Below are 8,401 nucleotides of genomic sequence, written 5' to 3'. Positions count from 1 at the left end.
GGGGCGGGAGGGTGGCAGGGCCCCCGGGTGTCGGGGGCCCTGCCGGTGTTCTGGTGTTACTTCAGACCGCGTTCCAGCGCGTCGGCGTAGAGCCGGGCTCCGGAGACCTTCGGGTGGAAGGATTTCATGGACGGCTGCGGCGCGTCGTTGTCCGCGTCGCTGCGTCCTGTCATCACGACACCGTGGATCGACTCCGGGTCTCCGCAGATCGCCTTGCCCTTGAACTCGGCCGCCGGGTCGACGAACACCGACCCGGTGGCGTCAGCGGCCGCCTTCATCTGCTCGGTGAGCAGCGGCGCGACCGTGTGGTTCATCCACGAGACCTCCGCCCTGTCGAGGTTCGGAACGCAGGTGCCGTCCAGCAGCGGCGGGTAGCCCATGAGGACCACCTTCGCCTTCGGCGCCCGCTTCTTGATCTCGGCGAGGGTCTTCTGCACCGCCGGTTTGACCTCTTCGGTGATGATGCGGGGGACTTCCTTGTGCATCGGCTTCTCGTCCAGGTAGCCGTTCGGGCAGGTGATACCCGGGATCACACACGCCTGGATGATGTTGGAGAACCGCGCGTCGTTGCCACCGATCGCGATGGTGACCAGTGAGGTGTTCTGGTCCAGATATCCCAGGTCGATCTGCGGCAGCGAGTTGCCCCACTGGTTCCTGCCGCCCGGGAGCACGTTGTAGGTGCGCGCCCCGGAGCAGGCGACGAAGCTCAGGTCCACGTCCTTGCTGTAGGAGTCGGAGAGTTCACCGATCGACTTGGACTTCCCGGGCAGCTTCGCCACCCGCGCCCACGCCAGCTTGGACCGGTGGCAGGCGTTGCGGATCTGCGTGTCACCGATGTCCTCCGAGTAGTCGGTCTCCTTGAAGTAGTCGTCTCCGTTGTTGCCGGACGCGCCCTCGCCCGACGCGAAGGAGTCGCCCATGCCCACCACCTGCGTGGGCTTGCCCGGCAGCTTCTGGAACGCCACATCGTCCCAGGCCACGTTCACCGAGTTGCCTTCCTCGGTGATGTTGGACAGGGACACCTTCGGTGTGCCGGTGAACTTGAAGGTTCCCAGGGAGACCCAGCGGTTCTCGCGCGTACGCTGCGGGGCGACCCGGACGGGAGACTTGGAGTCGGTGCCGTGCACGGTGTACGTCGCCTGCTGGCTGCGGGCGCCGATGTTCGGCATGTGCACCAGCACGCGGGCCCAGCCGTCGATGTCCTGCCCGTAGGTCCACGTACCGGTGACCTTCATCCGCTTGGCATCGGCCGACGACGCCTTACGGGTGTTGGAGAACCAGAAGTGGTTGCCGCGGCCCGCGCCCAGCTGATGGGTGTCCATCTTCGCCGACGGCGAGCCGAAGTCGAACTTGAACGACCCGGACGTCTGCGCGGTGTCCGAGCACCTTCGGAAGTCCGCGCCCGCGATGCGCTGCCCGGAGTTGACGTTGCCGACGATGCCGGTGCCCAGAGGCAGGTTCTGCGCGCAGGACGGCGGGTGGGAGTTGCCGTCGGCCTCCTCCTTGTAGGAGTCGTTGAACCGCAGCAGCTCGAAGCCGCACTCGGCCTTCTTGCAGTCCTTCCACTCGACCGGTTCGTTCCACCAGCACTTCCAGTCGCCACGCTGGCACGGCCCCTGGGAGGGAGAGTCGTTGGACGCGCCCTCCTTGATCTTCTTCGGGTCGCAGTCGTTACGCAGGTTGCAGAACAGGTCGACCGGAGGCTTCGCCTTGGTGCGGTACTTGTTGGACGTCCACCAGGCGGGGCGGAAGCCGTGCACCAGCTTGCCCGGTGCCTCCAGCGCCTCCAGCGGGCGCGCCGCCCAGCCGATCACCTTCTCCGGGTACGGCCAGAACTGCGGCTTGGCGGCGTGCGAGTACTCGTCACCGCCGTTGGAGTTCTCCAGGAACGGGGTGCGGTTCGGCTTGTAGGTGGGGTTCGCCGGGTTGTTGGCCCAGCCCACGCCCCACTTGCCGTCGTTCGCACCGGCCTGGGACTTCGGGTAGAACCCGGAGTTGTACGCCCACAGCGCGAAGAACCAGTTCTCGATGTTGTTCGGCGCGCCGTCGTTCACGGTCATGCCCGCGCCGTAGGTCTGGTTCCACTTCTCGGCGAGGATGTTCACACCGAAGGCGATGTTCGCGCTGTAGTCCAGCGCGATCGCCTCCTGCGTGCCGCGCGGCAGCGACGGACGTACCTTTCCGTCCTCGTACGGCTTACCCGGCAGCCGCATGCCGTCGGTGACCTGCGTGATGCCGTAACCGCAGTCGGCCGCGGCCCACTTGATCGCCCACGGGTCGCTGACCTCACCGTGCTCGTTGTGCTTGATCCCGTAGTAGTTGCCGATGAGGCTGTTGGCCGTGACACCGGGTGCGGCGAAGCGGGTCGCCTGCCACATGTTGGATTCCTGGGCGGTGATGCCGAGCATCACCTGGGCCGGGATACGGCCGCCGCCCTTGAGCTTGGTGAGGCCACCGGCGAGGGCCTGCGGGCTGTAGGCCCCCATGCCCATGTTCTTCCAGTTCGCCGGACGGCGGATGTGCTTGTCCAGGTTGTTGGTGATCGCCTGGTCCACCGCCCACTCGATCTGGCGCGGCTTGGGCTGGAACGCCTGCTTCTGCGGGTTGCCGCGCTCCACGGCGCAGGTGCGCTCGCTCTCCGGTTCGGCGATCGACATACGGAGCGCGGGCGCGGCGCTCGCGGCCTTCTGGGAACTGCTCGCGGGCTTCGCGGAGTTGCTCGCGGCCTGCGGGGAGCTACCGGGCAGTGCCGGGGAAGGCGTGGCCGGCGCGGCCTTGTCGGAGAGGGGGGTGTCGGCGGGGCTGGCCTCGAACACCGGCTTCTTGCCCGTGGCCAGGTGCTTCATGTCGATCCGCGCGGTGCGGGCCGTCAGCGCCTCTTCGGGGCGGATACGGGTGTCCTTGCCGTCGGCCCAGCTCGCCTTCACGGCGGCATGGCCGAGCGTGGACACCTGGGCGTCCTTGTCGATGCCGCCCGGCATGGCGACAGCCTTGGGCAGGGTGGCCTTCGGCTTGGCCTTTCCGGTGACGAAGACCTTTCCGCCAGCGGTCGCGGACAGGTCGAAGTCGATCAGCTCACCCTCGGCGAGGGTGGTTGCCGTCGACTGCCGCGCGAGTGCCGGTGCCGACTGCCGTACGGATGCCGACCGCTGGATCGTCGCGGGAGCCTTCTTGGCCGGGGCCGCGCCCCGGCCCGCCAGCTGCCCGGCGTCCAGGCGCTTCACATAGCCGCGCGATGCGCCGCTCTTGGCGGTGGCAGCGCCGCGGTCGAGGAAGGTGACACCCCCGTCAGCGTCCGCCGTGACCTGGAACGGGACGTTGTTGGTCCGGGTGAGCGCCGTCCGCTTCCCGCTCTTGTCCAGCTTCACCAGACGTGCGCCGTCAGCGGCGACGAAGCCCCCGTTGACGGGAACGGCCGATGTGACCTGCCCGTCCAGCTTGAGCGGAGCACCGGTCTTGCCCGTGGTGGCGTCGACGGTGATCAGCCGGGTCTCGTTCTTGTCCGATGTGGCCTCGTCGGAGAACTGGGACAGCACCGCCTGGTTCCCGGTTCCGCAACCCGGCGAGAAGTAGGCCAGGCTGACCGTGTGCGGCAGCTTGCTGACCTTCCCGGTGCCGAGGTCGACGGTGGCGGCGAAGGCGCCCCGTGCCATCAGGTTCGGCTTGTTGGTGAACGTACGCGGTGCGTAGGTGACGACGGCGTGGCCACCGTCGCCGGTGACGCAGGCGTTGCCGATCCAGGTGTCGGTCTCGAATCCCTCCTCCGCCAGGGAGGCGGCGGTCTTCCACTGGTAGCCGGTCTTCTCGTCGGCGATGAGGAGGTGGAAGCCCGTGCCGTCGCCGGACGTGGTCCATGCCCGGTCCCCGGAGCGCCGGTAGTCCTTGCCGAGGGTGGCCGACCGCTCCTTCTCCGGGATCTGACGGGGCTTTGCCTCCTCGCCTCCGGCGCCGGAGCGGGGGGCCGGGTTCGGGGTCTGGGTGTCGGACCAGCCGTTCGCCGCCCCTGGGGGCGGCGTGGGGTCTGCGGCCAGTGACTGCTGGACCAGAGGTCCGGCCACCAGCAAGCTGGTGGCCGTGAGAACCAGGGGTACACGCAGTCGCCTGGATACGGGCGTGCGTATCACTGAGGAAACTTTCTCTCTACGGTTCACGGCAGGACGCCGGACCGCACGTCGCCCTCGGGGGTGGAGGCGGGTGCGGTCCGGCGCGTTGGCGGTGACCGTATGCGCGGTGTCTCTCCGACCGGTCTCGGCCAAGGCGAAGTGAACTTGCGGTGGTTCACCTGACAATGGAAAAATGGTCTAGGCCTGCCTCTTGTGAATCGCCTGACCTGCGACTCACTTAAGGGCGGCGGCGTGACGCAGATCACCATCACGTGGGGGGAATACGTGAATAGTTCCTTTTTGTGCGTAACAATTCAGCTTCTGGGGCCAGTTACCGCTGTGCGTGGCGACGACGGCGTAAGAGTCCCTGTTCAAGGACAACGCCAGCTGAGATTCCTTTCCAGCCTCGCCCTGAACCCGGGGCGGATAGTGGAAAAGGGCTCTCTCATCGAGGATTCCTGGGACGCGGACCCTCCGAGAACGGCATCTGGCCAACTGCAGAACAGCGCATGGATGATTCGGGGTGCCTTCGAAGAGGTGGGCGTCGACCGTGGAATTCTCGAATCACAGAGCCTCGGCTATCAACTGCGGCTCGATGCCGCACAGGTCGACGTCTTCGTGTTCCGTGACGCGATGCGCGAGGTACGGGAGTTCTGCCAGGCGGGGGAGTACCGGTCCGCTTCCACGCGACTCGACGAGGCCCTCGCGATGTGGCGAGGGGCGGCACTCGCGGACGTCACGTCCCTGCGGATGCGCGCCCGCGCGGAAACGCTGGACCGTGAACGGGCCGCCGCGTGGGAACAGCGCGCCAGGATCGATGTGCGGCTGGGGCGCCACGATGAAGCCATAGCGCGGCTGGAGCGGCTGGTCGCCGATGACCCGCTGCGCGAGGATCTCTACGTAGGCCTGATGCACGCCTATTACGACGCCGGGCGCCAGGCCGACGCGCTCGCCGTCTTTCACCAGGCCAAGCGGACGCTGATGGACGAGATCGGCATCCTGCCGGGGCGGCGGCTGCGGGACACCATGCAGGCCGTGCTGGACCAGAGCCTCCGGCTCGCCGCGTAGTTCAGGGCGAAGGGCGCGACGGGGTCGCGAGAGGGTCGCCACAGGGCCGGAACGCCTCAGCGTTCCGGCCCTTCGGCGTACCTGTGTGTACCTCGGCGTACTTCATCGCTCAAGAGATCTGAAAGAGAGTCAGATAGATAGCCTGACCAGCGCTGGCCAGTGATGTCATCACATCAGGACTCCGGCCATTTGAGTAGCGCTGTACTTTCACAGGAGAACCTCCGTGCACATACGCACCCGTGCGTCCATAGCGGCCGTCGCATTCGCCGTCGCCGCACCTCTGCTGGTCACTACGTCCGCGTACGCTGACAGCTCTGTTCCCGATGACGCTCCCGCTCCCATCTCCGGCACCGCCACTCCGGAAGAGGAGCGGGAAGTGCGCGAGGAGCTGAAGGACGCGCCGAAGGTCGACATGTACTACCGCGGCGAGAAGGTCGACCCCAAGTCGGACGACCTCAATGGCGCCCAGGTGTGTGCGGAGGTGTCCGAGGACGGCACCATGGAGTGCTTCGACACCGAGCAGGAGTCCAACAAGCAGCTTGCCAAGCAGGCCCCCACGGCAGGGGCCCGGATGGGCGCCGCCCTGGCCGCGTCCACGCGCAAGTACGAGGACTGCCCCAACGGCTGGGTCTGCCTGTGGCAGGACGCCGACTACTCGGGTCGGCGCCTGCAGTGGCCCACGTACGACGAGTCGAAGACCCGCCACCTGAACCAGTACAGCCCCAGCTTCCGCGACAAGGCTTCCTCGGCTTACGTCAACCGTCCGCAGCGCGGGGTGTGGCTGTACGACTTCCGTTCGGGAATGCCCGACCCGAAGCTGGTCCTCGGCGCCAAGTACTCCCTGTGGCCCAACTTCACGAAGTACTCGTACCCTTACGGCGGTAACTGGAACGACAAGGCCGACGCCATCAAGTTCTGAACCCCCGTTGGTCAAGGAGCTCAAGAGATGCACCCGTCGCGCACACGGTGGGCACGATCCGCCGTTCCCGTACTCGGTGCGGTCCTGGCCTTCGGCCTGACGGCCGGATGCGCATTGATCGAGACCGTCCCTGAGGGCGAGTCCGCGGAGAAGTCGACCCTTCCGTCCGACCCGAACAAGACGCGGTCGAAGAAGAACGCCGCCGAATTCCGCACGTGGGTCAGCACCCACGGCACGGACGAGCAGAAGGAAGCGGCCACGCGGGTGCAGCGCATCATCGGTGAATGGGACGCCGACACGGGCAACGCCTATGTCTCCACCGACATCAACGGTGGTCCGACCCCCGTCGAGGACGGTATGGCGGCTGCGGCTGCCGTCGCGTCGGCCTTCGATGACTGGAAGGACGCGAAGCAGGGCTCTGTCTCGGTGTACGACGTCTTCGGCAACGCCCTGGTGGTCAACCACAAGTTCTAGCGAGGGCGGCTGACCGCCGTGGGTGGTGCGTTCTGTTTCGTTGTGGGGCGGGGCCGCGTCGGGGGGTACGTGCTCACGCCGACGTCNGATCTTCGTGGCGTGGGCCTCACCCAGCGCACCACCGAAGATCCGGAAGTCATGGGCGTACACGAAGACCGTACGACCCTCGACCGTGCCCCACCCGGTGACCACACCATCGGTATACGGCCGCCTCGCCTCCAGGCCGAAGCCGGTGGCCCGGTGCCGGCGCAAGGGCTCGACTTCGCTGAACGAGCCCTCGTCAAGGAGCAGTTCGATCCGTTCGCGGACGGTCAGCTTGCCCTTGGCCTTCTGGGCGGCGGTGGCCGGTTCGCCGGGGCCGGTGTGTACCCGCTCCCGTATCGCCGCCAGTTCCGCGACTTGGAGTCTCATGTCTCCCCTTACCGTTTGCCGTCACCGGGGACGCGGCGGGTGGTCAGTTGCTGAGCTTGCGCAGGCCGCTGATCTGCAGAGCGGCGAACGCCCCGACGACGAGGGCCTGGAGGACGATCCACACGGTGCCGACCGTGTTGGGGTCGAACCAGCCGAACGCGGCGCTGGCGATGCTGGCGACGGCCCACAGCAGGTTGGCCTCGATGACGAGCTTGGTGGCGGCGGCGGACGGGACCTGCTGGGTCGCGAGGAGGCCGACGAGCACGCCGTACACGGTGAGGAAGGCGCCGATCCCGCGCAGGAATCCGGTCGGCAGGCCGAGGAGGTCGCCGACGGGGCCCGCGCCGATCAGATAGATCAGGCCGTTGCCGGCCGTGACGGCGGCGTCGAGGCCGAGGAAGATGCGGAGCGGGCGGGCGGCGGACGCGCTCGTGGTTGTGGTCCCAAGGCGAGCGGCAGTCTGGCTCGTGGTCATGGAATCTCCTGGTGAGTACGGGGGTTGGGCGTCCCGCGCGCTCCACGGGACGCGTGCGCGGGGGGCCGTGCGGAGGCCGGTCGCCCGCTTCTGTCGATGGTGGCAACCGGCGCTGACCGGCCGCTGACGTCGCGCCGGGCGCGGGGCCGGACAGGCCCTACGCGGGCTGGAGCGGGGTGAGGGAGTCGGCGGCCAGGGCCGGGTCGTGGGCGAGGATCGCGTGCTCGACGCGGCGCAGTGCGGGGGACGGGTCGATGCCCAGCTCGTCCGAGAGGTGTTGCCACATGGCGCGGTAGACGTTCAGGGCGTCGGCCTGGCGGCCCGAACGGTAGAGGGCGACCATCAGCTGCTCGCAGAAGCGTTCCCGCAGAGGGTGGTTGCTGTGGGCCTCGTGGAGCTCGGCGAGCATCGCGGCGTGGTGGCCCAGCCGCAGTTCGGCCTCGAAGCGGAGCTCCATGGCCCGCATGCGGTACTCCTCGTAGCGGGCGCAGGCGAGTTGGCAGATGGTGCCGCCGGGAAAATCGCCGAACACTGGGCCCCGCCACATGGCGAGCGCCTCGCCGAGCAGTTCCGCCGTGGTGGTGGCGTCGGTGGCCGTGGCTGCCTCGGCCTGCCGGACCGCCTTGGTGAACTCGGCGGCGTCGAATTCGCCCTCGTGGATGGTGAGTCGATAGCCAGAGGGGTGAATGGTCACCCGGGACACCGGAACATCGGGTTCCAAGGTCTTCAGCTTACGGCGGAGTCGGCTGATGTGGGCCTGGAGCGCGTTGGCCTGCTTGTCCGGTACGGAGTCGCCCCACAATTCGTCCACCAGGCTCTCGCCCGAGATGGGCTGGCCCTCGCTGACGAGTAGGGTCTGGATGAGGTTTCGTTGGAGATCTCCCGAGATCTCCGCAAATCCTAATGGCGTGCGGATCTGCAGTGCTCCGAGAATCGAAAAGCTCAGCATGC

At 67.6% G+C, this 8,401-nt stretch carries 6 protein-coding genes and 1 pseudogene; 3 read left to right on the top strand and 4 right to left on the bottom strand.

The annotated features are described in order from the left end of the window. Window positions 1-56: 56 nt before the first annotated feature. A complete protein-coding gene (locus tag U9R90_RS29235; protein WP_411059675.1) occupies window positions 57-4,058 on the bottom strand; it encodes a GDSL-type esterase/lipase family protein in 4,002 nt (1,333 codons plus the stop codon). 558 nt (window positions 4,059-4,616) lie between these two features. Here U9R90_RS29235 and U9R90_RS29230 point away from each other — a divergent pair. The 3 genes from U9R90_RS29230 to U9R90_RS29220 all read left to right on the top strand — a co-directional run bounded on the left by U9R90_RS29230 (window position 4,617) and on the right by U9R90_RS29220 (window position 6,564). Beyond that, window positions 4,617-5,171, top strand: coding sequence for an AfsR/SARP family transcriptional regulator (locus U9R90_RS29230; protein WP_411059674.1), 555 nt, complete (start codon window positions 4,617-4,619; stop codon window positions 5,169-5,171). A 223-nt stretch (window positions 5,172-5,394) separates the two neighbouring features. Further along, window positions 5,395-6,090: a peptidase inhibitor family I36 protein gene (locus U9R90_RS29225; protein ID WP_411059673.1), complete on the top strand. Its 696-nt coding sequence runs from the start codon at window positions 5,395-5,397 to the stop codon at window positions 6,088-6,090. 27 nt (window positions 6,091-6,117) lie between these two features. Next, the gene (locus U9R90_RS29220) at window positions 6,118-6,564 is read left to right on the top strand and encodes a hypothetical protein (protein ID WP_411059672.1); all 447 of its coding nucleotides are present in this window, start codon (window positions 6,118-6,120) and stop codon (window positions 6,562-6,564) included. A gap of 48 nt (window positions 6,565-6,612) precedes the next feature. Here the strand turns inward: U9R90_RS29220 and U9R90_RS29215 are convergent. The 3 genes and pseudogenes from U9R90_RS29215 to U9R90_RS29205 all read right to left on the bottom strand — a co-directional run. Then, window positions 6,613-6,975 (bottom strand): annotated as a pseudogene (locus U9R90_RS29215) (carboxyl transferase domain-containing protein); the annotation flags it as partial. Window positions 6,976-7,018: 43 nt separating this feature from the next. Next, the gene (locus tag U9R90_RS29210) at window positions 7,019-7,450 is read right to left on the bottom strand and encodes a hypothetical protein (RefSeq protein WP_411059671.1); all 432 of its coding nucleotides are present in this window, start codon (window positions 7,448-7,450) and stop codon (window positions 7,019-7,021) included. A 157-nt stretch (window positions 7,451-7,607) separates the two neighbouring features. Further along, window positions 7,608-8,399: an AfsR/SARP family transcriptional regulator gene (locus tag U9R90_RS29205; RefSeq protein ID WP_411059670.1), complete on the bottom strand. Its 792-nt coding sequence runs from the start codon at window positions 8,397-8,399 to the stop codon at window positions 7,608-7,610. Between the last annotated feature and the right edge of the window lie 2 nt (window positions 8,400-8,401).

Source organism: Streptomyces sp. E11-3, from assembly GCF_046540415.1.
In the GTDB taxonomy this organism is placed as follows: domain Bacteria; phylum Actinomycetota; class Actinomycetes; order Streptomycetales; family Streptomycetaceae; genus Streptomyces.
The sequence above is the reverse complement of the archived record's forward strand: the minus strand, read 5'-3'. Positions and strand labels throughout refer to the sequence as shown.

Excerpts from the sequence above, each read along its gene's own strand:
- U9R90_RS29230 (WP_411059674.1), top strand. The coding sequence starts at position 4,617 with ATGATTCGGGGTGCCTTCGAAGAGGTGGGCGTCGACCGTGGAATTCTC.
- U9R90_RS29220 (WP_411059672.1), top strand. The coding sequence starts at position 6,118 with ATGCACCCGTCGCGCACACGGTGGGCACGATCCGCCGTTCCCGTACTC.
- U9R90_RS29210 (WP_411059671.1), bottom strand. The coding sequence starts at position 7,450 with ATGACCACGAGCCAGACTGCCGCTCGCCTTGGGACCACAACCACGAGC.
- U9R90_RS29205 (WP_411059670.1), bottom strand. The coding sequence starts at position 8,399 with ATGCTGAGCTTTTCGATTCTCGGAGCACTGCAGATCCGCACGCCATTA.